Raw genomic sequence first — 25,635 nt, forward strand, 5'->3', positions numbered from 1 at the left:
CAATTGTTGTAGCGGGGTTTCTATGTCAGTTAGAAATACTTCTATAGCCAGGCTGTAATGACCATGTTTCCATCTGATTGACTTCCGTTTTAAGACACTGTCAACTCCTTCGCAATCATCTCCGCTTGTTTCAGTACCGTTTCCGTTGCCAGTTTTTGCATATCCGGCGGATAGCCGAATTGCCGGAGCGTTCGCTTAATGATGACTTTTAGTTTAGCCCGGACACTTTCTTTTATGGTCCAGTCTATGGAAGCGTTTTGCCTTACGCGCTCGGTCAGAATGACGGCGAGCTCCCGGAGCGTATCTTGCTGCATGAGCTGCCTGGCAGAGTCGTTGTTCGATACTGCGGTGTAAAAGGCGTACTCAAAGTCCGTCAAGCCAAGCTTACTGGCTTCGCTGTCCATGTTTATGATTTCCTTACTGAGCTTGATCAGCTCCTCCATCACCTCAGCGGCTGTCAAAATCTTGTTGTGGTATTTCTTGATGGAGTTTTCCAGCATCTCCTGGAGCGACTTGCTTTGTACCAGGTTCTTCTTCGACCGAGCCTTGATCTCATCGTTGAGGAGCTTTTTCATCACCTCCAGGGCAACGTTTTTGTGCTCCATCCCTTTCAGTTCTATCAGAAACTCTTCTGATAGAATGGAAATATCGGGCTTCTTTATGCCTGCGGCATCGAAGACATCAATGACTTGCTCTGAGACTAAAGCTTGATCGATGACCTGACGGATGGTGGTTTCGATTTCTTCGTCTGTTCGACCGGTACCTGTTTGGTCAAATTTTGCTAAACGGGCTTTCACTGCCTGGAAAAACGAAACCTCGTCTTTCAAGTCCATGGCTTGCTCGTGAGGCACGGCTATGGCAAATGCCTTGGACAGCGCGGTGACTTCGTTGATGAAGCGCCGCTTTCCGTCTTCCTGCTGCAGAATGTGTTCCTCAGCGGCTAAGATCATATTCAGCTTTTCCCGTGTATCTGCTGCAAAGTAGTTTTCATAGGGGAAGCCATAGAACATATCAGAAACTACTTCCAGTTTCTCCAATACCAGTGCAACCGCCTGTAGCTGCGCAATTGCCGGATCGCCTTTGCCCCCTGCGTCGGAATAAAAAGTCAGGGCTTTTTTTAAATCAGATGCGATGCCCAGGTAGTCAACTACGAGCCCGCCCGGTTTGTCTTTGTACACCCGGTTCACCCTGGCAATAGCCTGCATGAGGTTGTGCCCTTTCATTGGCTTGTCGATGTAGAGCGTGTGCATGCTCGGCGCATCAAAGCCGGTGAGCCACATATCCCGGACGATGACCAGCTTTAGCTCGTCTTCGGGGTCTTTCATACGGTCGGCAAGGGTGTGGCGTTGTTGCTTGGTAGTATGATGCTGTTGCATCTTCGGACCATCCGAAGACGATGCGGTCATGACGACCTTTATTACGCCTTTGCTCAAATCATCTGAATGCCACTCGGGCTTTAGTTTTATGATTTCTTCGTATAAATCGGCTGCAATCCTCCTGGACATGGCGACGATCATGCCTTTGCCTTCAAAGACTTCCTGCCGATGCCCGAAGTGCTGTATGATATCATTGGCTACATTCTTTATACGGTCTTTGCTGCCGATCAGCGCTTCCAGCTGTGTCCATTTGGCTTTCGCTTTCTGAGTGTCGGTCAGTTCTGCCTGATCGAGGGTGTTGTCCAGCTCCTCAATGAGCTTTTTGCCGGCTTCGCTGAGGTTGACTTTTGCTAAACGGCTTTCGTAGTAGATACGGACTGTTGCGCCGTCTTCAACCGCCTGTGCGATGTCGTATACGTCGATGTAGTTCCCGAAAACTGCGGGGGTGTTCACATCGGTGCTTTCGATAGGTGTACCCGTAAAGCCGATGTAGGTCGCATTGGGCAGTGCATCGCGCATGTATTTGGCAAAGCCATAGACGATCTTTTTACCAATAACATTACCTTCTTCGTCTTTGTCATCTACCGTCTTTGCTTTGAAGCCATACTGTGTCCGGTGGGCTTCGTCGGCAAGCACAACGATATTCTCCCGCTCCGAAAGGGTCTCATATACATTCCCTTCCTCAGGGGAGAACTTCTGAATAGTGGTGAAGATTACCCCGCCGGAAGCAACTTTAAGCTTTTCTTTCAGATCGTCCCGGTTTTCAACTTGCTTAGGGTCTTGCCGCAGGAGCTGTGTGGAGGAGGCGAAGGTATCAAAGAGCTGATCGTCCAGGTCGTTACGGTCGGTGATGACCACCACTGTCGGGTTATCCAGTGCTAATACGATTTTACCGGTAAAGAAGACCATGGAGAGGGACTTGCCACTGCCTTGTGTATGCCATACGACTCCACCTTTCCGGTCCCCTTTAGGCTGGGATTTCACGCCCGGCACCCCGTAGCTTTCCGGCGACTCCATCGCCATGCTGAGCGGCGTTTCTTCCTTGACTGAGTAACCCGTAGCCCGCAGTGCGGACTCCACCGCCCGGTTTACCGCATAGTATTGGTGGTATGCAGCCAGCTTTTTAATGGTCGAAATGGTGGTGATGCCGGTTTCGCTGTCCTCTTTTTTTGATTTCTCAAAGACGATGAAGTGGCGGACTAAGTCCAGCAGCGTTTCCTTATTGAGCATTCCATTGATGAGTGTCTCCATCTGGCTCACCAGGTGTGACGCTTCCTCCTTGCCGTCGGCTGATTTCCAAGCCATGAAGCGGCTCATGCCGGACGATAGGGTTCCTGCACGTGCTTCCAATCCATCAGAAATCACGGTGAAGGCGTTGTAGGTGAAGAGGCTGGGAATAGTGGCTTTGTAGGTCTCTATTTGTCGAAAAGCAGATTTGATCGTAGCGTTTTCATCGGCTGCGTTCTTTAGCTCTATGACCACCAGGGGTATACCATTAACAAAAAGGACGACGTCTGGGCGTTTGTTGACCCCGTCCTCAATGACCGTAAACTGATTGGCAACGATGAAGTCGTTATTTTCTGGCGTTTCAAAATCAATGAGCGAAACCAGATCCCCTCTTTGCTGCCCGTCTTTTTGGTAAGTGACCTTAATGCCTTCGGTCAGCAGGCGGTGGAAGGTTTCGTTGTTCGTCAACAGCTCGGGTGAGTGGATGCGCTCTATTTCCTTAATCGCTTCCTCTTGTGCTGCTGCCGGTACGGTGGGATTGATGCGCCTGACGGCGGCTGCTATCCGGCTGTTCAGCAAAACATCTTCGTAAGAGCTACGCTCCGGATGGTCCCCATCGTGGGCAATACTTGGAGCGTAGAGGTATTCATAGCCCAGCTCTTCCAGGAGTTTAATGGCGAAGTCTTCTATGGTATTTTCGGTGATTCGTGTCATATCAACTCGGAATAAGTCCTGTTTTTAGCTCCGGCTTTTCTTTTATTGTACCGGTACCCCCCCTCATATGTCCACCCGTACCTCCCCACTCATCAGCTTCGGCAGCAGGGTATCCCGTAGGGCGGTAAGGGTGCGGATTTGGGTTTGGTTGGATTTGATTTTCTTGAAAAGTTGATTGACGACAGAATTGAATTCGCTCACTTGGGATTCTGATTCAACATAAAAAGCAATACTTCTTAAGTTGCCTAAAGAAATGTATTCTTGAGTACTGCCGCTGCGATTTTCATGAATAAATTGACTACCTAAATCTGATTTTAACCACAAATAAGTAAAGTATCTCCATTTAGGATTTTGGGAAGTCTTGAACAAACCGATGTTTTTAATAGCATAATCTACGCTGTCAGATTCTTCTAAAAACAAATTCCCAATTGTGCCAATCATAGAAAACAATATGTCGCCTTTCTCAACCTTGCTTCTTTTATTAACAGCCAAATAGTCTTCTTCAGAAATAAAATAGGCATTTTTAAAATCGATATAGTTAGGCTTTAGATGGCGAGATGTAATTAATTTTTTGCCTAACTCTTGCTTTTTAGGTGAATCATGAGTGCCGTCTCTAACTTCAAAAAGAGATTCAATATTAACTTCCTCCCACCCCTCATCCGCTTCCTCCACAAACCACTGCCTAAACAGCGTCTCCGCCATCTGCTCCAACGTCCGGTTTTGGCGGTGGAGGAGGTCGATTTTGTCGTCTAGGCTTTTCAGAATCTCAACAATGCCATTTTGAGTATCCCTGTCTGGAACAGGTAGCTGTAAAGTTTTCAAACTTGATTGATAAATCGCTGGTACGGAACTTCCGCTTGATATTGAAAGCAGCTGTGCCCTTCCAATAGAAGAAGACAAGTAATAAAAACCGTAAAGTGGTGATATAACTCCCCTAGAACGCAGTAATACCACGGAAGGGTTTAGAGTACCTTCACCATATTCTTTATGGTAAATTCCAACTTCTGCTAAGTTTCCACGACACACCACTAAGACATCTTCGGGTTTGAGCATTATTTCGGGCGATTCTTCATATTTTACCCTGCTTAGATGTTTGACATCAGAAAGATCAAGAAATAGTTCAGAATTAATTTCCCTACCACCAACCACGATTGGTCCTGAATCCACAAGATCAGTTCTTTTGTAGCCTTTCCAACCAATCCTACCTTGAACTTGGAAAAGTTCTTCTATAGAATATCCCTTCCACTCACTCATCAATTTTCACTTTTTGAAGGTTAGTGAATGGATAGGTGTCGCCCCCTAACAGCTTGGTTTTATTTCCTGATCTCATGCGAGGAAAACAATTTAAGGTGTTATTTGTCAGTGGTTTATATGTATTTATTTCCCAATTCATTTTTGGTTTATTTCTTTTTGAATGTATGCACAGTGATCCACTTCTCATTCAGGTGGCTAAAGTCGCCATCGGTGGTTATCAGTTCTGCTTTAGCGGCACGCGCCAGGGCGGCGATCCAGACGTCATTTTGCCCGATGCCAATGGAGTGCCCGAGCTTGTTTCCCGGCAGGGTATTCTTGCTGTAATTCCAAATTGTGGCGTAGGCGTTCATGAGCTCATCATCCACAGCCGCGATATCGACCACGATCATTTTCTCCACGAGTTTTTTCAGGCGTTTCACCTTACTCGCCCCCCACTGCTGCCGCTGCACAAAGCCTTGCATTTCGCCAACCGTCACGGAAGCAATAATGGGGACCGCGTCTTTAGCCAGCAAGCTAAGACTGTCTTCCACTTGCCGTGCCAGGTCAGAGTGCCGGACGTAGTGCAGCAGAATACTGGTGTCGAGTACATACTTTCGCATCAGTCGAGCGTTTTAAGCAGTTCTTCAAACTCCTCATCGGTCTCCTCGCCAGGCCACTTGCCCACAATATCAGCTAGCGGGTTGCTGCCTTTTTCCCTGATTTGCCGGGCGATCTGCATATCGACGGTTTCGGACTTAGGGCGCTTTGAAAAGAAGTCATCCCCTGCGCCTGGCTCAAAGACGCGTTCGATTTCAATAACGGACCTACCCCTGGGCTTGAAGTGGCTAGTCCCCGTGATGGTTATTTCTTTCCCCCAAAAGGGAGCAATGTCCTCGGAGGACAGGTCATCCGATAAAAAACCGTCCACGATGCCTTCTGCTGTTTTGATTTTCACTTTCAGCTTAGAATATTGGAGCAGCTCTACAATCCCATTGAGCACCACCGGCTGCGGGTCGGGTATTTCATCTTCCAAGACTTTGATCTTCGTAAAGTCCTTTTGCGTAAGCTCTAATACGGGCAAACTGCCTTGATTGGAGAAGCGCATGGTTTCCCCCTCGGATAGAAACGCTTTTTTCAGGCTCTTAAGCTCGCGCAGCAGTGGTTTGTCCAAAAGCTCTTGTGGGTCCTCATCCGTTAGGGCGTATTGAAAAGACTTGATGAATAAAGACATGGGGGTCTCAGCGGGCAATTCAGCCTGCGCCTCCGCCCTGAAGATATCGGTTTGGTAGGGCTCAAGCGTTTTTTCAAATGGCTCGGTAGACAGGCATAAAACCGTGCTCCCTTCTTTGATATCAGTCAAAGTGACCTTGAGCGCATTTTGCAGGGAGACTTTCTTCCGCCCTTTTGTGAGGCTGATACCCCTGAGGCGGATTTGCAATGCCCCCTCAGATATCCTCCGGATGCCTTCTGCAATTTTTGCCAACCGCCCGAGATCAATCGCGCCCTTGGCTTCAACCGCATTATCTATTTTGATCTCATAGTTCATATGGCTGAATTTTCTTCGATTTTTATTTTCGCTAAATTTTGGCGTATCCGCTCATTCAGCTCCGCTTCCTCTTTCAGTTGCGCCTCAAACTCCGCTTTCAGGCTCGCAAAGCGCTCACCGAAGTCAAAGTCATCTTCTTCCTCCGCCAAGCCCACGTACCGTCCGGGCGTGAGCACATAGTCCAGCTCTGCCACCCGCTCTTTGGGCACTGCCGCACAGAAGCCTTTAACGTCTTCGTACTTGCCGTCCGGGTTGCGCCAGTTATGGTAAGTGCTGGAGATTTGGTCCATATCCTCATAAGTCAGGATACGGGTCCTGCGGTTGATCAGTTCCCCCATATTCCGGGCATCAATAAAAAGGATTTCTCCCCTCCGGTCGCGGAACTTCCCATTGCTGCGGTTACGGCTCATAAACCAAAGCGAAGCCGGAATTTGCGTATTCAGGAATAGCTTAGCCGGCAGATTGACGATGCAATCAATGAGGTCCGCTTCTATCAATTCCTTCCGGATATCGCCCTCGCCGCCACTCTTGGAGGTCAAAGCCCCTTTTGCCAGGACAAAGCCCGCCTGTCCGCTGGGTGCCAGGTGATAGAGGAAGTGCTGAATCCAGGCGTAGTTGGCATTTCCGGTAGGCGGCACCCCGTATTTCCAGCGCCCATCCTTGCGCAGCAGGTCACCACTCCAGTCACTGACATTAAACGGGGGATTCGCGATGATGTAATCTGCTTTCAGGTCTTTGTGGGCATCATTCAGGAAAGAGCCCTCGTTGTTCCACTTCACCTGCGAGCTGTCGATTCCCCTGATGGCGAGGTTCATTTTTGCCAGCCGCCAGGTCGTTTGGTTACTCTCCTGCCCGTAGATGGAAATATCATTGATGCGTCCTTGGTGGCTCGTTACAAACTCCTCAGACTGTACAAACATCCCTCCGGAGCCACAGCAAGGGTCGTATACGCGCCCCTTGTAAGGCTCCAGCATCTGCACCAAAAGCTCAACGACACTTCTTGGGGTGTAGAACTGTCCGCCTTTCTTACCCTCTGCCAGCGCAAACTCACCCAGGAAATACTCGAAGACATGCCCGAGGACATCCGCGGAGCGGGATTTGGTATCGCCCAGGGCGATATTACTTATCAGATCAATGAGTTCACCCAAACTGGTTGGGTCTAGGTTCTGCCGGGCATAGACCTTCGGAAGCACCCCTTTCAGAGATTTATTTTCTCCCTCAATGGCAGTCATTGCGTCATCAACAAATTTCCCAATCTTAGAGTGTTTTGCTTTTGACATAAGAAAATTCCAGCGCGCATCTTCCGGGACGAAAAATACATTTTCGGCTTTATACTCGTCTTTATCTTCCGGATCAGCACCGGCGTATTCGCCTTCACCGGCTTTGAGCTTTTCGTACAGTTCCTCAAAGGCATCAGAGATATACTTGAGGAAGATCAGCCCCAGGACAACGTGCTTGTACTCTGCTGCGTCGATGTTTTTCCGGAGCTTATCTGCTGCTTTCCAGAGTTGAGTTTCTAACGGCTCTTCTGTAGATGTTTTCTTCTTTTTCGCCATGTAGACTGATTCTTTAGGAGGGTTTGAGCTTATTTACGGTTAAACCTGGACAAGGTTACAGTTTTAGTGGAGACCAAGACGAGGAATTGCACAGCGCTGCCCCAGGAAAGCGTCCTTTTTGAGGTTAATCTGCATATAGTGGATTCGAGTTGGTCAGGGGTGAAGATAGGATGTTTGGGGGAAAGTTGGAAGTGAAGGGGATGTATTCGTTGCTTAAAACCTGCTGGGACGGGTTCAACTGAAGCAAGACTTCTCAGAGGGCGTTAAGCTGGACCTTTCCTTTCTGGGGCCGGGGATGTACCTGGTGTGGGTTGGGGAGCGGGGGTTTAGGGTTTTGAAGTAGGCGTAAACTAGCTGTAGTACGGAGCGTAGCGGGGGTAGGGGTGGGTGTGCTCATTCCTCTTGATTTGGTGATACAATAACACCAAACCTAAGAGAAAACCAGCTCTAATGCACTGGAAAACAAAACCTTATGAGTAAAAAACAGGGTGGTTTTGTTCAACGTTACGCATACCTGACATAGCCAGCTTTTGCTGGCTATGGGCAGGTATGCATTGTTCGCTTCTCGCCTTCTTTTTCAACTTTCTTCAAGTTCAATTACGTCAATGAAAGTAAGAAGTTTATATCTTATTTTACTACTTGACCTTGATATTGTATCATAGTCAATAAAGCCAAGCAATTCTTGTTTTTTTAGTTGACTCCATTCTCCCTTAATTGCAATAAAAGTTTTGTCTGTATCATGTGAAAACAATTTTCTTCTTAAATTCAATATTTGAAAACAATCTGCAAGTTTATCATCGGATACAAGATTTTTTAACTTCTCAATAGAAATATTATCTTTTTCAGTCTTACTCTGTTCTTTAAGAGCCGCTATCTCCTCTTTTAAGAATTGAATTTCATCAAGAAGTGATTTTTTAAATTTTTGTTGTTCAACATTTTCACTCTTCTCTTCTGAATCAGATTCTTGAATTTTTGCAGGAGGAAGTTCCTTTGGAGTTCCAATCATTGTAGCTCCACTTACTGCCATTGATTGTAATGGGATAAATGATTGCAATATTATTGTTCCCCTTTTCCCAAGTTTTTTAGTTTTCGATTTTGGCAACCTTTTGAAACCATTTGATTCTTTGTCAAGAGGTTTTAGCTCTGATTTATTATCTTCATTTAGCTCCCGTTGAGTTCTTAAAAATTTCAGTAATATCTCAACCTTACTAATTCTTGATGTAATATCTTTTTCTAAGCATAGTTCAATTATTTTATTTCATTGCCGTACACTTTTAGTTTACGGGAAGTTCTTTGAAAATTGGAAAGAAAGATTCATAGCATGCCTGACATAAAATCGGACAGCTCTCAGTCCAATCTGAAACACGGACAAGCTGTCGATTCGGTCTTTACGGCAGAATTTGCCCAACTGAGCTGAGGTTCGGGCATCAAACTCGAACAAGATACAGATGATGAAAGCCAGGCTAGCCACGATCAAGAGATTGAACAAGGTTTGAGGCTCTTCAATCCTGGTTTTATGAATGTGGAATCCGCGAGATTTGATATCGCCGAAAAAGGTTTCAATGTGATACCTCTTTCGGTAATATGTTTCGGCTTGTGGGCCATATTCCAAGCTGGTCAACAGATACAAAGGTCGGTCATATCGGGTCCGGTCATGCCAGAACAAGACATTGACTGGCCCAAACCCTTGCTTAGCCACATACATTTGGGGCAGGAACAAGCTTTTTTGACCGATACTTGCGGCCAAATGGCCAAAAGCCGAAGCATGCTCCATGTTCGGATGATCGGCTACCAAAGTATCCTTCGCCGTTTTTAGCACGTACTCCCAACCGTGAGCCAAACAAGACTGTTGCAACTCGCAGCCGTCGAATTCGGCATCTCCCAGCAGGAAAATCCGGCAATCCTGTTCCAGGATACTGTCCATAAGCATCGCCACTTGACCGATAATGGCCACGTGCATGTGTTCCGGGAAATGGCCTTTGGGAGCTTTACGAACTACCCAACAAATGGGAATGGCTCGCCTGCGCCAGATTACACTGACCATCAGCGCCATGCAGTCTTTGCCCACACAGGAGCCATCGATGGCCAGAACTAACTCTCCAGCCTTGCTCAGAGAGTGGAGAATCGGAAGAAGGTAGGGTATAAAGTGTACCGTGACATCGGTCCACTTATTTTGCAACCAACGCTTGGCCTTCTTGACCCGACTTTCCAGGTCGGTAGGGTCTTCCATATGGCGGCCCAACTCTGATAAAGATGCCCGGCCACCTTTGATTAAGGCACCTAATAAACCAGATAAGACAGTTAATCGACGCAAGGCGTTGCCTTGTGGAATCTCAGATTGATGCTTTATCAACCATTTTTTAGATCTTTGCAGAACGACATTTTGCAAGGGTTTTCTGTAAAGATTTTAAAATCTCAGAAAACCCTTATTTTTTCTGTCTCTCTTTCCAAACTTTCAATGAACTTTTTGCCGAGCTAAAAGTGTACGGCAATGAATATTTTATCATAAGGTTTTGGAATTCCTGAAACATCTACCTCTTTTGATAAAATTTGTTTAGCAATTTCAAGGGGAGAATCACCTCTTTCTCTTGTTCCAAATGGTAATTCTTTTTTGAAAAATTCATAGAGCATTACTCCAAATGACCATAAATCAGTCATCGTACCAACGAAAACATCCTTAGTTCCAAGTAATTCAGGAGCCATGTATTCTATTGTCCCAAATGTCTTATTAAATCTTGCAGTTGCTACCAATTCCTTATTCGCTTGACTACCAATATTGGTTAGTAAATCGGTTAGCAATGGAATAAATTTACCTTTCTCTGATTTCTTTATTAGAATATTTGCTGGCTTTAAATCTCGATGAATTATCCCTTTGTCATGAATATATTTTAAACCTTCAAGTATCCCAACGAAAAAATCATTTATCTCACTTAATTTTTTAGTTTCATTGTCAAATGTCCAAGTAGCCAAACTTCCTGAGTCAGCTAAATCCATAATGGTAGCAAAATAGATTTTCCTTTTTCTTGAAAAAACTCCCCAATCATAATATCCGACTACATTAGTATGGTCAAATTGCTCTATTTTTTGGAATTCCAACTGTAGCTTCTGTATGTTATTTGAGGGTGTAGTATATGAAAAAACTCTTTCTGTTATATCTACAACCTTTATTGCAACATCAGTTTTCAAGGTTTTATCTTTCCCGATATAAACTTGACCTTCACCACCTCTGCCAAGAAGATTTTCTTTGCCTTCTAAATTGACTTCATATCTTTCATTTATCAGGGTGGTCATTTTATATTTCGTTTTTATTTTTTCTTTTTCTTGGTGGAAGCGAACGGTTGGCATAGCCGCAGGCCGACGTCAGGAGGCTTGTCGGCTATGCTGTGTGTGTGCCCGGAATGGGCTCCCCTCGCTATAAAGATAGCGAGTTTTCTAAGTGGTGCAAGTCCACTGGTAGCGAGTTGGTGAAGCTACCTAGCAAGCCGCAAGGGCGCGTGAGGTGACTCCGGGTCTAAAGTAAGCGGGACTGCAAATGCTGGTACGGACGAACAGGAACCGTATAAGAGGCTGTTCAGGGTGGTCAAGGCAGCACATCATGTCAAAGGCCGCAACCAACAAACCCTGAGCAGTAGATACGGCCGGGATCAGCAGAAAGAGGGAGGTCTTACCCGGGGAGGCCTTGAACTAGGTTCGGTATTCCTATAGATCAAGAAGTCAGCCGAAGGCATAGTAGGGAGGCAAACCGGGATAAACGGGGGACCGCCATCGTTGCTAGTAACCGTTCCCGAGAGGCTAGCCTGAAGGCCTGAACGTGAATCGCCGGAACAACCGGTGGGTGTGGGATCGACTTGGATCGCCGACCGCTTTGCGGGGCGTAGTTAGTCCTACAGCTACCGCAAGGAAAGGCAAGAAATTTTGTTTTATGTTTTCATTACTTAACCGGATTTTGAGCAAGGACAACTTGCGAAGGGCCTACGACCGCGTCGTGGGTAACCGGGGAAGTAGTGGAGTAGACGGAGTTGGCGTAGACGACCTAGCGGGGTATTTACGCGAACACTGGTCGCGCATTGAAGCGGAAATACGCGCTGGCACCTACCGCCCTGCGGCGGTCCGGGGCGTAGAAATTCCGAAACCGAACGGAGGTACCCGTTTATTAGGTATTCCTACGACGACGGACCGCTTCATTCAGCAGGCCATTCATCAAGTTTTGTCACCGATTTTCGACAAGGACTTTTCACCCTTCAGTTATGGTTTTCGTCCAGGACGGAGTGCCCACCAGGCATTGCGACAGGCAAAGCGTAACATCAATGAAGGATTCCAGGACATTATTGATCTGGACCTGAAAAGTTTCTTCGACGAAGTCAACCACAGCCTATTGTTGAAACTGCTGAAGCACAAGGTAAAGGACCCTGTTCTATTGAAACTGATTCGTAGCTTTCTCAGCTCCGGCTTATTGCTCGGCGGGCTGGTTAGCCAGCGGGACAAGGGAACGCCCCAGGGCGGACCACTTAGCCCATTGCTGTCTAACATCCTACTGGACGAGCTGGACAAGGAACTTGCCCAACGTGGTCATCGCTTTATCCGCTATGCGGACGATTGCAGTATTTTCCTGCAATCAAAGCGAGCCGCCCACCGGGTATTGCGCTCAATCACCCGTTTCATAGAAGAGGAACTGCGCCTATTGGTGAACAAGGACAAGACGACGATCTGTCGTCCGGTCCGTTTTGAGTTGTTGGGCTATGGATTTATTTCATCTTACCGCAAAGGCGCGAAGGGGAAATATAACCTACGGGTAGCGCCGAAATCTTGGAAGCGATTAAAGCTCAAGATCAAGGCACTTACGCGTAAAACCAGCCCAATTCCATTTGAAGAACGCATTCAACGCCTCAACTCCCTGATGTACGGATGGCTGGGCTATTTTCAGCTAGGCAAAATGTGGGGTAAGTTGAGAGCTCTGGATGGCTGGATCAGAAACCGCTTGCGGTACTGCATCTGGAAACAATGGAAGAAACCCAATCGCCGCATGCGTGCCTTCCGCCAACTCGGCATCGAAGCCGGAATGGCCTACGCCTGGTCCCGCTCCCGGATGGGTGGTTGGGCCATCGCACAATCGCCCATCATGGGCTTAACCGTCACCAAGGAAAGACTAGACAAACGCGGCTATAAATCTTTCCTCGATTATTATGAACAACTTTTCCATGGTTCACGAACCGCTTAGTACGAGGTCCGTACGCTAAGTGGTGTGAGAGGGATAAGGAGTGGTAATTTTGCCGCTCCTTACCCTACTCGATTAGCTCTTTGTGCTCGTTCATTTATTGACACTTTACACCTTCTTCAAGTCTAAATATTCAACAATCTTGTTCCTGAGGCGATTTCTTAAAAGTGAACTTACTGGATAATAAATAACTCCCAACCCAATTAGAACTAATCCAAAAACTGAGAAGAACTTATCATTTTCAGTATTAGATAGTGTCAGTATCGTAATAATGCTCCCTCCAAGGATAGCAAGAATAGCAAAGATTGGCAATAGGGAATTTGGTTTTACTACTAATTTCACCAATGTTCTATTTTCTTTTTGCGTTATTTCCCCTTTTAAGTAAGCGGATTTTCTTCTTAAATTAGGCATATTCCAGCCAATAACATTCAATTTGTCATAAGCTACAAATTCATTATTATTCGTAAATTTTCCTTTAAAGATTAAAGCTTTTTGTTCAAAAAGATTGTCAAACTTTTCCTTTAACCTGTCCTTGTTAAGATTTGAAGAGTAACTTACTTCCTGAGTATTTAAAATTCCGTGTATTAATTTCATATTATATTTCTTTTTGCATAAGAGCTAACTCGTTTACAAACTCAACTCCTCTTCCTCTCCAACCTCGTGCTCTTACTTACTCAAGGCACAAGTATTTCAGCATGTAAACGGAAGCTGACAAGGAAAACATCATCTGTTCTTCTAGAAAATAGGCTAAGCGGTAGGATTGATCTTCAACAATGAAGATAGAGAAATAACTCGAACCCTAAAATCTTTATTGCGGATTACACATAGTTTTTTTAGCCATTGACCACCGTCCCCGTAAACGCAAGCGCTATAACGCTCTGTACCTCACAGACAAAAGCGCCCACCACTTCACACAGACCACCCCCCACCGTTCGTGGCGGTGGGATATCCCCCCGCTTAACGCAAAATCATTTACAATGGCAGTTAAGTCGAAATCAAAAGCGAAGACAACGGAATTTGAGAAGCTCGTAGCGAGCTACGCTGAGCGTGTGAACAACGGTGAGCTGACACCGCTAAAGGCGGTGCAGTACCGCGAGTTTGGCGACGACAAGGGCTACTTTATTGTGGTCGATGAGGAGCAGGACCTGACGGGCACGATCTGGGTCAACGACTCGACGGTGCCGGACAAGTTCCGCACGTCGGCAGGCAAAGAGATTACGTTGGTCACGGAAGAAGGCGAGGAAGTCCTGGAGCTTCAGGCTCGCGGGATGAAGCACAAGCTGTACTTCTTCGCCACTGCGGTGGGTGAAGAAGGCGGTTACCTGTCGCTGGACAACGAAGACCTGGAAGAGATTATGCTTCCCGCTGACGCTGTGGAAGCAGCATTGGAAATCGTCATCGCCGACTAGCGATGCCGCGCTGGCTCCTAACGGAGCTGGCGCATTTCCTCTTATACAGGCTCGATCTGCAATTCTATACCACCTGCGGACAACGTCACTACTTACGCTCACCACGTTGTCAGCATCCGGTCTACGTCGTCAGTTACGCTCACCACGTTGTCAGGAGGCGTACAAGCGCACTTTCCTAACAACCTGATTACGTCTTCAGCGCAGGCTGTAAGTTGGCTCAGAGGGCGTGTATGAGACTGTGACGAGAGCGGTGATGGGACGCAGACGAGAGCGCAGACGAGAGCGGGAGGCGAGAATGCAAACGAGAGCGGGAGGCTGCCCTCACGCCCGCCTTTTCGCTCCCATTTACTCATCCATTAAACCCACACGGATATGACTATCAAGGAAATCCTGCAGCGGATCGACAAGATCGACGCTGCGATAAAGTCAGGCAACGACCCTGACAAGGAGCTTGCTACGCTCCGCAACGACTTGCAAGCGATAGCTGACGAGGCACAGATGGCGCTAAGAACAGGCGCTGAGCTGAAGCCTGGAGCTAAGCCGAAGAGCTAATAATACCCTGTTACTGCACCTGGTCTGCGTTGTTGGCTCTGCGCTGATAACGTAGTCCGGGTGCCTTTCAAACCACAGACTATGTTCAAGAGTGTCATCAAAAGCATAAGCACTGCTGAGCGTTTTGCGCAGGTATTTGCGCAGGACCCTCAACAGCAGTTTGAAGAGTGGCTGCTGGACCAGGCAATCAGCTCTTCAGCCGAACTTGCCCGTACCTGGGCATTCGACGACTCTACCGGGCACTCCAAGACCGTGTCCAACGTGTAATCCTCCAGAACAGTATCTCAAAAAATGGAACTTAACTCAAGCGGCCCATGGCGTTGCCATGGGCCGCTGTAATTTTTGCCCTGCTCAAAAAGCACAGTCCACCCTATACCTTTGGACCGGGTATAGCAGGGCTCCTCATTTACCATTACTGTCCGGGTGCTGTCCGGGTGCCTTCGCCTGCCCTTTTATCAACCTTCCTCTCTTACCCCTTCATTTACAGCTATTTATCAAATACAGCAGAAAGGGTGTTCAATTTGAGCCTCAGGTGATGGTCTCCCGCTGAAAACAACTTTTGACAAATAAGATAAAAGTCATTTTGTCCTGTTTTTGTCCGGTTCGCTTTGTAAGAAACACATGTACAAAAGGTGAACTTTACCCCGATATAAATACGCACGACCTAAAAGACGGAACCCTTTACTTGTCTTGATTCCTAAGAGGCTTACGCTCTTTATCGCTGCTACCCCGGTCTTTTTACTGCTTTCAATATAGCAGGACCAGTTTGAGGTTTTCGCAGCCTAAAGAAAAGACTACAGCTTGTTTTGAATTGCAAAATGTAATAACAAATCTAATCTACACTATGAAAAAAAGACTTCTACCTAACCCCTATACTCTATGGTCCGCTTTACGAAAGGAAAGTAGCCCAACAAACGCTCCTTCTACCCGTAGTCGGGGAGGGCTCACGCAGTTATTCCTACTTTTTAGTCTTTTTCTGACCTTATCGGTGTATGCGAAGTCCTCTATCCCTGATTTTTCTACAGCCACCGACAATCTGTATTTGAATAACGAATCCACAACAGGCGTTTCGGGAGGCGCCCTCCATTTCGATGGCGTGGACGACCATGTGGCCACCTGCACCAGCACGACTTTGGCCGATGATGATGTGGTGACTTGTGAAGTGACGAGTAACGACCCTTGCGCCGACCCGACCCTCGCGGTGAACGATGGAATTATGATGGAAGTGAGCGCTGCGAGCATCCCCGGCGCAGCGCTGCATTTTGATGGCGTGGACGACCATGTGGTCACCACCCTCAACGGCCCATCCGGAAACAGTGCCCGAACCGTGGAGGCTTGGGTTAAGACCACAAGCACGGCAGGAGGAACTATTTTAGATTACGGAGTCGCAAGTCCCAATGGTACCAGGTTCGGTTTTTTTGTTCAGGGAAATGGACGATTGTCTTTCATCGTTGGCGGTGGCTCTGCTAACACTACCTTTACAACAGTTAACAACGGAAATTGGCACCATGTAGCACTTACCTTCGATCCTGAAGATAATAATACAGTACGTTTTTACTTTGACGGCGCCTTATTCTATAGCATTGTTGCCCAGGTAGTGCCAAACACTACGAGTAACCCTATCCTGATAGGTAAGCCAATTTTTTTCTCGCCTGCCTTTTCTTATGACAACTACTTCGACGGCTCCATTGACGAAGTCCGTATCTGGAACCGTGCCCTCTCTGAGTGCGAAATCCAGAACAACTACACCTGCGAGCTTTTTGACCCCACCAACCAGACAGGGCTGCTGGCCTATTACCAGTCTAATCAGGGAGTGGCAGAAGCAGACAATACAGGAGAAATCACTTTGGCGGATGCGAGTGGAAATAGTCAAACGGGGACTTTGACCAACTTTGACCTTTCGGGTGCTACTTCCAACTGGATAACTCCGGGCGGTGTAGCATCAGGTGGGATGTGCAGCGAATTTATCCTTCCTGTCCCTGCCATTTCAATCGCCGCCGACCCCGGCAACAACATCACCCCCGGCACCTCCGTCACCTTCACCGCCACCCCGACCAACGGCGGAAGCACCCCTGCCTACCAATGGAAAGTAAACGGCACGAACGTCGGCACTGACCAAGACGCCTACACCGATGCCGCTTTGGCCAATGGCGATGTGGTGACTTGTGAAATGACGAGCAGCGATGCTTGCGCCGACCCGATGATGGCCACGAGTAATGCGGTGACGATGGAGGTAATCACACCGGAATGTACCAGCGTGCAAATCACGACCGCCTGTAGTGGTTTTAGTGGCCTCTACCTTTATGAAGGTATGTATCAAGGTGGAGCCTATTGGGCCCATTCTGAAGATGGTACCGAGATTTACTTTGATGGCGACCAGTGGATTTTGGAAGATTGGTTTTACAATCCTTCCACATCCTTGCCATTGCCTCCCACCACCGGATGGCTGCCCACTCCGGGGGGAGGCTGTGATGCCCAGCCCATCACCAATTTTGAAATCATCCAATTTAATGGGCCGCCAGAGGTCACCATTAGCGTTGACCCCAGCGATGCCATCGAGCAAGGCACCAATGCCACGTTCACGGCGATACCGCTCTACGGGGGCGACACCCCTGTCTATCAATGGAAATTGAACGGCAACCCCGTAGGAACGAACAGCGACACCTACGCCAATGCCGCTTTGGCAGACGGCGATATGGTGACTTGCGAATTGACCAGCAACGACCCTTGTCTCACCTCCACCATGGCCACCAGCAATGTGATTACGATGGAGGTCGTTGTGTGCAATGACCCATTGACGGCCTCGGTCGCCATAGCTGCCGACCCAAGTGGCAGCCTGGCCGCAGGTGCCAGCGTAACCTTTACCGCCACCCCGACGAACGGTGGCACCTCGCCCGTTTACCAATGGAAAGTGAACGGAGGCCCTGTTGGCACAAACAGCAATACCTTCACTACCGACGCTTTGGAAGATGGCGATGTGGTCACTTGCGACATGAATACCCACAACCCTTGTGCCGGCCCGCCAACGGTGACGAGCAACGCCGTAACGATGGAGGTCGGCGCCTTCCCTACTCCTTCTTTTACCGGGCTGGACGAAAACTATTGCGACCTGGATGCTCCGGTCATCCTAAGCGGTAACCTGCCCGCTGCTTTGGGCAGTTTTTCCGGTCCCGGTATCACCGATAATGGGAATGGCACGGCTACTTTCACGCCCGGCAATGCCATTGGCACGGGGACCATCAGTTACGCGACCACTACCATCGGTACTGGAGGCTGGGCAAGCGTTTCCGCCGGTTCGTTCCATACTATCGGCTTAAGAACCGACGGCACGCTCTGGGCCTGGGGTGATAATGAAGACTATGGCCAATACGGAATTGGCAGCTTTGTGAGTAGTGAAATCCCTGTTCAGATAGGTACGGATACGGATTGGGCCAAAGTAACCACTGGTGATAATTTCACCATAGCCCTTAAAACAGACGGCACCCTGTGGGCATGGGGACGAAATAATCGTGGCCAATTGGGAATAGGCTCTTTCATGGATAGCAACATCCCCGTGCAAATTGGGAGCGACACCGACTGGGCCAGTATCAGCGCAAGGAGGTTTCATGCCGTTGCCTTAAAAACGGACGGCACACTATGGGCTTGGGGATATAATGTTTTTGGACAATTGGGCGATGGCACCAATACCAACCGTGATGCGCCGGTGCAAATTGGGAGTGACAATGACTGGGCCAGCGCTGGTGCAGGAGGACTTTTTACCCTCGCTACAAAAACGGATGGTACCCTTTGGTCATGGGGGCGTAATGAACAAGGGCAATTAGGAAATGGCAACAATACCGACACCAATATCCCAGGACAAGTCGGTTCAGCCACGGACTGGGCCAAGGTGGTGCCCGGCGATTTCGAGGCATTTGCCTTAAAAACAAATGGCTCGCTGTGGGCATGGGGACTGAACACGGATGGACAACTTGGAATAGGGAACAACACCAACCAAAACGCCCCGGTACAGGTAGGTACCGATACGGATTGGGTCACCATGGACGCTGATTATTCTTGCCATGCCATTAAATCAGACGGCACACTCTGGGCATGGGGTCAGAACTGGGCTGGGCAGCTTGGTGATGGTTCATCTGGTGCCCCTATCAATACCCCTAAACAAATCGGCACCATCAGCGATTGGGCCCTTGTCTCGAGGGGGAATGGAAATGCCTTCGCCATCAGAAGCAATGGCAGCCTTTATGCCGCTGGGACCAATAACTATTTCCAGCTCGGCGATGGTACCGATATGAATAGAAATACTTTCACGAAAGTAATATCTGCTGTTTTCACGGCTGATGTGACCGTCGAAGTTTGCGTGGATTTTGCCGGACTTGACCCAACCTACTGTGCAGATGACAGCCCTGTCACGCTTACAGGCAACCGGGCGCCCGAAGGCACTTTCAGCGGCCCCGGCATCACCGACAACGGGGATGGCACAGCCACTTTTGACCCCGCTGGGGCCGGGGCAGGTGGTACGGTCACTTATACTTTTGGGTCAGCTATCTGGGCAAAAATGTCCGCAGGTAGTTACCATTCCTTAGGCGTTAAAACAGATGGTACCTTATGGGGCTGGGGCTATAATGATGACGGGGGACTGGGCAACGGCACTTATGATGACACCACCGTACCCGTACAATCTGGCGCCAGCACTGATTGGGCAAATGTTTCGGCCGGTCACCGTCATAGCTTAGGGGTAAAAACCGACGGCACACTGTGGGGCTGGGGCTATAATGATGACGGGGAGCTGGGCAGCGCAGGATGTTACAACCCCAACCCGCTGCAATTATTCCCAGGCACGGACTGGGTACAAGTGGAGGCAGGATATTATATGAGCTTTGCCCTGAAATCTGATGGTACACTTTGGGCCTGGGGGTATAATAGATATGGACTTTTTGGCGACGGTACCACTGATGATAGCGATACACCCGTTCAGGTCGGCACAGCCACCGATTGGGCAAGCATTTCTACCAATCCTTATGGCAAATATGCACTGGCCATCAAAACGGATGGTACGCTATGGGCCTGGGGCTCTGATAATGATTATGGACAGTTTGGTACTGGTGACACCGACAATAGCCTGGTGCCCATACAGTCAGGTACTGCCACCGATTGGGCAAAAGTGGATGCGGGCGTCTATCACTCAGTAGGTCTCAAGACTGATGGCACTGCCTGGTGCTGGGGCTATAATGGCGAAGGCGAATTGGGCAACGGTACCTATGATGATAGCGACACACCTGTTCAGGTAGGTACTGGCACTGATTGGGCAGACATGACGACAGGATATTATTGTACCAATGCCGTAAAAACAGATGGCACGCTTTGGGGCTGGGGATACAATGGATATGGCCTGTTGGGCAACGGTACTACTGATGATACCAACGTCCCTGTACAATCAGGGACTGACATGGATTGGATAGAGGTCACAGGGAGCTATGAGGCATATAGTTCATTAGGATTAAAATCAAATGGCAACCTGTACGGCTGGGGCTACAATGAGTATGGACAGATTGGAAATGGCACGACTGACGAGACCGAAGTACCCGCACTTACAGGTTCGTTAGTTACGTTGATAGAAGAGCCTAAATCAGTCGTGGTCGTGCCCGGTGTGACGGGTATCACCAGTGCCGGTTTTGATTCCTGCAATGGCAATTTGACCTACGTCAATGAGGATGATTATACGACGGGCAGCATCACCGTCAATTTCACGAGCATCCCTGCATCGGGTACTTTGGACCTGAGCGGCACCAGGCTGCTGAGTACAGCATCGGTGGATGTAACCACATTGAGCGGAACTTCGCACACTTTTTACGGGGTACAAATGGCTACTACCGGGACGGAGGTGGAAATAACCGCTTCCTTCTCGGCCAGCACCTGTGATGCCTCCACCATGATTTCGACGCCATTCCCCTGCAGCCGCTACGTGTTCACCGGAACCGGCAACTGGGACGTGCCCGAAAATTGGCAGGACAACAACCAGCCCGAAACAAGTGGCAACAACCGCCATTTCACCTACTTGGGCGATGCCGTAATTTATCCCGGCATGAGCTTTTCGAGTATCGGGGATTCGGTAGTAGTAGCCATGGGCGGTTCGCTGGACATCCAGAAAGCCGTGACTTTTAGTAAGTCCGATGCCTCTGTCAATGGCACGGGTGGTTTTGAAAATAACGGTACGGTTACCCTCACGGGCAACGGCACGGCGACCTTCCCGAACATGGACTTGTACAATAACGGCGACTTAACCATCAACGGTGGCTCCAACGGCCTTACCATGAGCGGTGCTGCCAATCTGTTCAATACGGGGACTATCACCAACCTGAAAAAGCTGGACTCTTATGCCAACATCACGAACTACGCTACCGGGGTGATGGACAACCAGGCCGATATTTACTTCAGTTCCGGGGTATTCACCAATGAGGGTGAGTTTACCCACAACTGGCCGGGCAACAGCCTTTACTGGTACATGGGGGTCAATAACAGCGGCACTTTTAACGTAGTAGCAGGTACAATTGAATTTGGCCAGTTTCAAAACGCTTACTTTACCAATTCGGGTACCGTGACCAACAGTGGCACCTCCATTTTCAATGGAAGCCTTACCGTGACCAATGAGGCCAGTGGAACTTTCAGCAATGGGGGCACCATGACCCTGCAAAAGGGAATGACCCAAAACGGGGATTTTCTCAACGATGTGGGCGGCACCCTGAATATCGAATATGGCAATGTGGGCTTGGAAAACAACGGGACGCTCACCAACGAAGGAACCATCGAGCAGAAGCACGCAGCCTTCGTCAGGAACAACAACCTGATATACCAAAACGCCACGATGATCTGCTCATCAGTTTCCTTCTTCGAGAACAACGACAGCCTGCTGGTTCCCGCAGGGGCTACCATCAATATTACGGGGTCTAACTATGTGTTCAACAATACGGCTACCGGCACGTTCGTCCTCGATGGCACCATGACGGCAAGTAACCCAACCTCCAGTCAATTTTCCAACAATGGCATCCTGAAGGGTACGGGTACATTGGACAACAGTGCCGGACGCACATTGGACAACGACGCCATGGGCAGCATCCAGCCGGGTGACAGCCCTGGTACACTGACCATCAACCAGCTGAATACGACAGGTGCTATCGATATCGAAATCGGTGGGACTATGCCAGATACAGAGTACGACGTACTTGCTCTCCCGACCAGTTCCACACTGGGCGGTACGCTCAACGTGACGCTCGTGGATGGCTTCGAACCGGCCTGCGGCGATGCTTTCGATATCATCACCCATGCCTCAAACACAGGCACTTTCTCCACGGTCAATCTACCCGCTGGTTTTTCGATTGAATACCTGACCGATAAAGTGACACTTACTTATGGTCAAATTGGTATCACCATCGACAACATCAGTGATGCCGAATGCAACAACACCACCTGCACCACCGACGATACTTACACTGCCGATGTGACGGTGACCTACAGCGAAAAACCTGCCAGCGGCACCCTCTCGCTCAATGGTCCGAACGTCATCAGTAGTGAGGTGGTCAATGTATCTGGTACCGATGCTACATCATACACTTTCATCGGCGTGGAGATGCTGGCCGATGGCGGTGATATTGACCTGACAGCCACCTTCTCTGAGGGGTGCAGTTACAGTGATGATGAAATCGGTACGGCCCCCGAATGCAGTGGGGAGTTTATCCCATCTGACATCACCGTCTCCGGTTTTGGCTGCTTTGGGCCAAACGGCACTTACGCCTATATTGGCATGCCGAATGGCGCTCCGGTTTGGGAGTCCGCAAATGGTTTCTTCATTATGTGGGACGGGGCATCTTCTGAATGGCTGATTGGCGGAGTTGGTCAAGTATGGTCCTCCAACCCGAACGGCTCCGTTGACAACCTTCCCTGCACGACTGGCTGGACTGACCCGCAAGGTTGTGCATTATCCTCGGGATCTATTGCCCTGAGCGGCGGCTGTGGCAGCCTCAGTGGCGGCAGTGGCCCAGCTTGCGACATCACCGACATCAGCCTCGACAACACCAGCGGCTGCGACGACAACGGCACAATCGATGACACCGATGACTACTTCACCACAGACATAACGGTGACCTTTGCTTATGCGCCAACTGATGGCACCCTGACGTTGAAGCTGGGGAATACGACTCTGGCGACTACGGAGGCCGATCTGACCTGTACAACTACTTATACTTTTACAGGAGTGCAACTGCCTTCAGATGGCAACGATGTTATCCTGACAGCCGAGTTTTCATCAGACTGTAGTTTCACCAGTGCTACGCTCATAACTGCGCCTGAGCCCTGCTCCTGCGTACCAACATCTGACTTTACAGCATGCCCTGGCGAGCTTTCTGTAAATGTAGATCCGGATGCCTGTTCAGCCTTGGTGAGCTACGATGCAATAGCAAATGGCATACCAGAACCAAGCTACAATTATGTGTTCTCAGGTGCGACTATTGCGAATGGTGAAGGAACGGGAAGTAGCAGCGCTTTTGAAGTAGGCACAACAGAGGTTGTTATTACAGGTACGAACGATTGCGGCTCAGCAACCTGCGAATTCAGCATCACGGTCATCGATAATATTGCCCCTGAGGCTCGATGCCAGAACCGGACCATTCAGTTGGATGCGGGAGGAAGTGCGAGTATTGCTCCCGATGAGGTGAACAACAACTCTACAGACGCTTGCGGTATCGCCAGCCTGACGCTTAGCCCTATGCATTTCAACTGTGAGGATCTGGGCCAAAACATGGTGACCCTGACGGCTACCGATGTAAATGGCAACTCCGCTTTGTGCATGGCAACAGTAACCGTGGAAATCGGTACTGCCCTGCCCCTTCCGTGGACTGCCAATGATATCGGCGATCAGGGCGATGGCAGCAGCTACACCTACGACCCCTGTACCGGTGATAACCCGGACCTTGGCGACTTCAATATCAACACCGGAGGGTACAACCTTATTCCACAGGACAGCGACAACCTGGCTTTTGCCAGCGTACCCCTGTGCGGCAACGGCGGTATTCAGGCCCGCATCGAGAACGTTCAGGGCGGCTACGCCGGGCTCATGATCCGGGAGAGTAGTGCCCCGGGCGCAAAGATGATTGCTATTTATTCCAACCTCACCAATTTGATACGGCGTGAAATCCGGACTGAGGAAAATGGGGTACGGTCCTCAGACCTATTGTATGCTTCATTCCCATACTGGCTGAGACTGAGACGTCAGGGAGACTACATCCGCGCCTTCTATCGCAATACAGATAATGGCGACTGGCAGCTGTTCCATCAGGCCTACCTGCCGATGGACAACTGCGTGGAAATGGGGCTGGCAGTATTTACCACCGATCCGAATGGGGATGCCAGTGCATCCTTTGGCATGGTCCGTTACCGCAGCCAGGTCAATGCGAACCTCTCGGCTCCTGACAACCTGATATGGGAAACGGAAATTCCTGAATTGCCAAAAGCCACCGTATCGCCTAATCCGGTGCAGGATGCCTTTACCCTGCACTTCAGCAGGCCTCTCCCTGCGGAGGGTACCGCTACCTTGTTCAATGAGTTCGGCCAGCACGTAGCCCGGCAGACCCTGCGTACCGGTGAAACGGAGCTGCTATGGGATACCGGGAACCTGCCCGCCGGGATGTACTTCCTTGAAACCATAACAGACGATGGCTACCGGGAGATACTGAAAGTGGTACGCCAGTAGCGCTAAACTTTATATCCATTTGAGTTAATCCCGAATCCTGGCTATTGCCTGGGTTCGGGATTTTCTGTCAAGTCAGCCCCTGCCCCGCAATACCACTGGAGAACGCCCCCTATCCTCTCCTAATTGAGCTTCTGATGAGCAATGATCTGCTCCGAAAGAGGAACTCTAACCCCGCCAACTGACTATAAACACTCCCTGATTGTTGAAAAAGAGTACGCTCAGGAACTAATCCGCTATCCTGCATTGTTGGTATTGAAATTTCCAGCTGTGTGCTGTAATACCCAAACAGCCATATTCACTGCCACCATTGAACCAGGAAGCAATGCTGATTAGTAATAACTATGACAATAAACCGCAGGCATAAACATTCAACAAAGCCAAAGTGCTGAGAAAACCCACACCAATGAAATACATCGCCAAAAGCCTCCCCAAAAAAGGGAAACTTAAAAATGGAGACCACTTCGGCTTTTACGAAGACGAGCAGGTACAGATTGCCTGTGTGGCGGATGGCGTAGGTGGAAACGCCTGCGACTGGAAAGCATCGGAACAGGCCTGTGAGGACCTGGTCTATTTTTATAAGAATGAATTTGCAGATTTAGGCGTGCGGGAGGGTATCGCACAGAGCCTGAGGAAGACCTTCGCCAGGATATATTGGACCAAAGGTCAATGCGAGGGTATGCTGACTACCCTGGTGGCCGTTATCATTGATCGGCAGTCACGGGAATATTTCTACTTCGGGATTGGAGATAGCCTGATCCTTAAATTTGAAGAGGGCGCAATTGAAGAACTGACTCCGGAATGCGAATTCCGCATACAGCCCGACTTACTGCCGTCCAGGGTGAAAAGCGGAGGCTCTTTAAAGGAAGGGACCTGCTTTGCCCTAATGTCTGACGGGGTCTCCACGAACCGGAAAAACTACAAACAGGAAATTGCCCTCGTTTTGGGTTCCGAAAACTGGGAGAGCAAATTTGACGAAATCATGTACCTGAACCAGTTGACCCAATTTGATGATATGACACTCCTGCTGCTGAAGGATTAATTGAGGTCAGCCGGGAGCTTAAATCACAG

The 25,635-nt window shown here is 49.0% G+C and carries 15 protein-coding genes; 6 read left to right on the forward strand and 9 right to left on the reverse strand.

What is annotated here, in order from left to right; translation table 11 throughout:
• Window positions 1-89: 89 nt before the first annotated feature.
• The 8 genes from ACO08I_RS04905 to ACO08I_RS04940 all read right to left on the reverse strand — a co-directional run bounded on the left by ACO08I_RS04905 (window position 90) and on the right by ACO08I_RS04940 (window position 10,943).
• The gene (locus tag ACO08I_RS04905; RefSeq protein WP_421948678.1) at window positions 90-3,317 is read right to left on the reverse strand and encodes a type I restriction endonuclease subunit R; all 3,228 of its coding nucleotides are present in this window, start codon (window positions 3,315-3,317) and stop codon (window positions 90-92) included.
• Window positions 3,318-3,380: 63 nt separating this feature from the next.
• Window positions 3,381-4,571 carry a restriction endonuclease subunit S gene (locus ACO08I_RS04910; RefSeq protein ID WP_421948679.1) on the reverse strand — a complete coding sequence of 397 codons (1,191 nt, stop codon included), beginning with the start codon at window positions 4,569-4,571 and terminating at the stop codon, window positions 3,381-3,383.
• A gap of 146 nt (window positions 4,572-4,717) precedes the next feature.
• Complete coding sequence (locus ACO08I_RS04915; RefSeq protein ID WP_421948680.1) at window positions 4,718-5,170, reverse strand: PIN domain-containing protein; 453 nt, start codon at window positions 5,168-5,170, stop codon at window positions 4,718-4,720.
• Window positions 5,170-6,096, reverse strand: a complete 927-nt coding sequence (locus tag ACO08I_RS04920; RefSeq protein WP_421948681.1) for a hypothetical protein — start codon at window positions 6,094-6,096, stop codon at window positions 5,170-5,172. Before ACO08I_RS04920 ends, ACO08I_RS04915 begins: the two co-directional genes overlap by 1 nt.
• Window positions 6,093-7,652 (reverse strand): N-6 DNA methylase, encoded by a 1,560-nt coding sequence (locus tag ACO08I_RS04925; RefSeq protein ID WP_421948682.1) that lies wholly within the window; start codon window positions 7,650-7,652, stop codon window positions 6,093-6,095. The genes ACO08I_RS04920 and ACO08I_RS04925 overlap by 4 nt, the downstream gene beginning before the upstream one ends.
• Window positions 7,653-8,229: 577 nt before the next feature.
• Window positions 8,230-8,754 (reverse strand): hypothetical protein, encoded by a 525-nt coding sequence (locus ACO08I_RS04930; RefSeq protein ID WP_421948683.1) that lies wholly within the window; start codon window positions 8,752-8,754, stop codon window positions 8,230-8,232.
• Window positions 8,755-8,931: 177 nt separating this feature from the next.
• The gene (locus tag ACO08I_RS04935) at window positions 8,932-10,041 is read right to left on the reverse strand and encodes a transposase (RefSeq protein ID WP_421948684.1); all 1,110 of its coding nucleotides are present in this window, start codon (window positions 10,039-10,041) and stop codon (window positions 8,932-8,934) included.
• Between the two features lie 86 nt (window positions 10,042-10,127).
• Window positions 10,128-10,943, reverse strand: a complete 816-nt coding sequence (locus tag ACO08I_RS04940; protein WP_421948685.1) for a serine/threonine-protein kinase — start codon at window positions 10,941-10,943, stop codon at window positions 10,128-10,130.
• A gap of 631 nt (window positions 10,944-11,574) precedes the next feature.
• On the opposite strand from ACO08I_RS04940, the gene ltrA reads away from it, so the two are divergent.
• Window positions 11,575-12,870 (forward strand): group II intron reverse transcriptase/maturase, encoded by a 1,296-nt coding sequence (gene ltrA / locus ACO08I_RS04945; protein ID WP_421948686.1) that lies wholly within the window; start codon window positions 11,575-11,577, stop codon window positions 12,868-12,870.
• Between the two features lie 105 nt (window positions 12,871-12,975).
• Here ltrA and ACO08I_RS04950 read toward each other — a convergent pair whose 3' ends face one another.
• Window positions 12,976-13,461, reverse strand: a complete 486-nt coding sequence (locus ACO08I_RS04950) for a hypothetical protein (protein ID WP_421948687.1) — start codon at window positions 13,459-13,461, stop codon at window positions 12,976-12,978.
• A 383-nt stretch (window positions 13,462-13,844) separates the two neighbouring features.
• Here ACO08I_RS04950 and ACO08I_RS04955 point away from each other — a divergent pair, with 383 nt between their 5' ends.
• The 5 genes from ACO08I_RS04955 to ACO08I_RS04975 all read left to right on the forward strand — a co-directional run bounded on the left by ACO08I_RS04955 (window position 13,845) and on the right by ACO08I_RS04975 (window position 25,606).
• A complete protein-coding gene (locus tag ACO08I_RS04955; protein WP_421948688.1) occupies window positions 13,845-14,276 on the forward strand; it encodes a hypothetical protein in 432 nt (143 codons plus the stop codon).
• Between the two features lie 372 nt (window positions 14,277-14,648).
• Entirely contained in the window at window positions 14,649-14,828 is a 180-nt protein-coding gene (locus ACO08I_RS04960) for a hypothetical protein (RefSeq protein ID WP_421948689.1), read from the forward strand.
• Between the two features lie 81 nt (window positions 14,829-14,909).
• Window positions 14,910-15,095, forward strand: a complete 186-nt coding sequence (locus tag ACO08I_RS04965) for a hypothetical protein (protein ID WP_421948690.1) — start codon at window positions 14,910-14,912, stop codon at window positions 15,093-15,095.
• Between the two features lie 577 nt (window positions 15,096-15,672).
• Window positions 15,673-24,567 (forward strand): LamG-like jellyroll fold domain-containing protein, encoded by an 8,895-nt coding sequence (locus ACO08I_RS04970; protein WP_421948691.1) that lies wholly within the window; start codon window positions 15,673-15,675, stop codon window positions 24,565-24,567.
• A gap of 403 nt (window positions 24,568-24,970) precedes the next feature.
• Complete coding sequence (locus ACO08I_RS04975) at window positions 24,971-25,606, forward strand: protein phosphatase 2C domain-containing protein (RefSeq protein WP_421948692.1); 636 nt, start codon at window positions 24,971-24,973, stop codon at window positions 25,604-25,606.
• Window positions 25,607-25,635 lie beyond the last annotated feature (29 nt).

This window comes from Phaeodactylibacter xiamenensis, from assembly GCF_965229835.1.
In the GTDB taxonomy this organism is placed as follows: domain Bacteria; phylum Bacteroidota; class Bacteroidia; order Chitinophagales; family Saprospiraceae; genus Phaeodactylibacter; species Phaeodactylibacter xiamenensis.